At 72.4% G+C, this 1,170-nt stretch carries 1 protein-coding gene; it reads right to left on the reverse strand.

The window, feature by feature from the left end; genetic code table 11:
• Positions 1-311: 311 nt before the first annotated feature.
• Positions 312-620, reverse strand: a complete 309-nt coding sequence (locus LCE31_RS39740; RefSeq protein WP_225023165.1) for a hypothetical protein — start codon at positions 618-620, stop codon at positions 312-314.
• Between the last annotated feature and the right edge of the window lie 550 nt (positions 621-1,170).

Below are 1,170 nucleotides of genomic sequence, written 5' to 3' on the forward strand. Positions count from 1 at the left end.
GCGCGGGATCGCGTGGCGGGTGGTGGCGCGGGCGGAGGGGCTGGTCGGCTGCTCTGGTGGTGCGTCACCCGGCCGCCCGGCCGGTCGCTGATGGGGTGTCGGTGGCCGGTGGAGCCGGCCGGGGCGGGCTCGCGTCGGGCTTGTGGTCCGGCGCGCGGCCCGTCCCCCACGTGCGGGATACGGAGTGCTGGGTACGGAGGACGGGGTGCTGGGTACGGAGGTGCTGAGGTACGGGGAGGGGCTGCGGGTGCGGCTCGCGGCTGGTGCTGGTGCCGCGACCGGGAGGTGCCGCCGGCCCGCCCCGCGTACCGTCAGACCGCCATGCCGTACACGATCGTGAACAGCGTGCCGAGCGAACCGATGATGAACACCCCGGTCAGGCCCGCGACGATCAGGCCCTTGCCCTGTTCCGCGCTGAAGGTGTCCCGGAGTGCCGTCGCGCCGATCCGCTGTTTGGCCGCGCCCCAGATCGCGATACCGAGGCAGAGGAGGATGGCCACCGCCATCACCACCTCGACCATCACCTTGGCTTCGTTGCCCAAGCTTGAGAAAGGGCCCCAGTTGGGGGCGATGCCACCGATAATGGTGTCGATGTCGCCCTTGTCGGCCGCCAGGTACATGTAACTCACCGCCCCTGTTGGGTCTTTCGCTGCCCGCGCCCCCACGGCACGGGTCAGGACCAATCATCGCTGATGGAACCCGTCCCGTACGCCGGTTGGCGGCTCTCTTTACCCGATCCCCGCACATATGACCGATGATGGTGCCCTGACCTGGCTCGGAGGGCGGGCGCGGGGACACGGGTGGTTACTCTGTGTATCACGGCGTGTGACTCCGGGCAATGACTGTCGTTGGTACACCTCGACGCAGAATCGGGCGGTCTGCCGCACGCCGGGCGCGGGGCCGTCCGGTACGGCGGTCCCGGCCGCGCCGTTGCCCCGTCAGGAGGCGCACGGGCGCGCGTCGATGGCGCCGGGTCCGTCGTCCGGGTGAAGGTTCGCGTGCCGGAAGAAGCCCAGGGGGCGGACGGTCCGGGCGGCCGGGCGGGCGCCGGGCCGCCCCCGGGGTGGGTTCCCCCCCCCCGGCGCGCGCCCCGCCCCGCAGCGTGAAGAACTCCCCGTCCACGGCCGTCATCACGTCCGCCACGGTGATGGCTGCCGCGTCCCGGCCGAG

Source organism: Streptomyces sp. 8L (genome assembly GCF_020176795.1).
Lineage (GTDB): Bacteria > Actinomycetota > Actinomycetes > Streptomycetales > Streptomycetaceae > Streptomyces.

What these genes read in the sequence shown, in the direction of transcription:
- LCE31_RS39740 (WP_225023165.1), bottom strand. Translation starts at nt 620, where the DNA reads ATGTACCTGGCGGCCGACAAGGGCGACATCGACACCATTATCGGTGGC.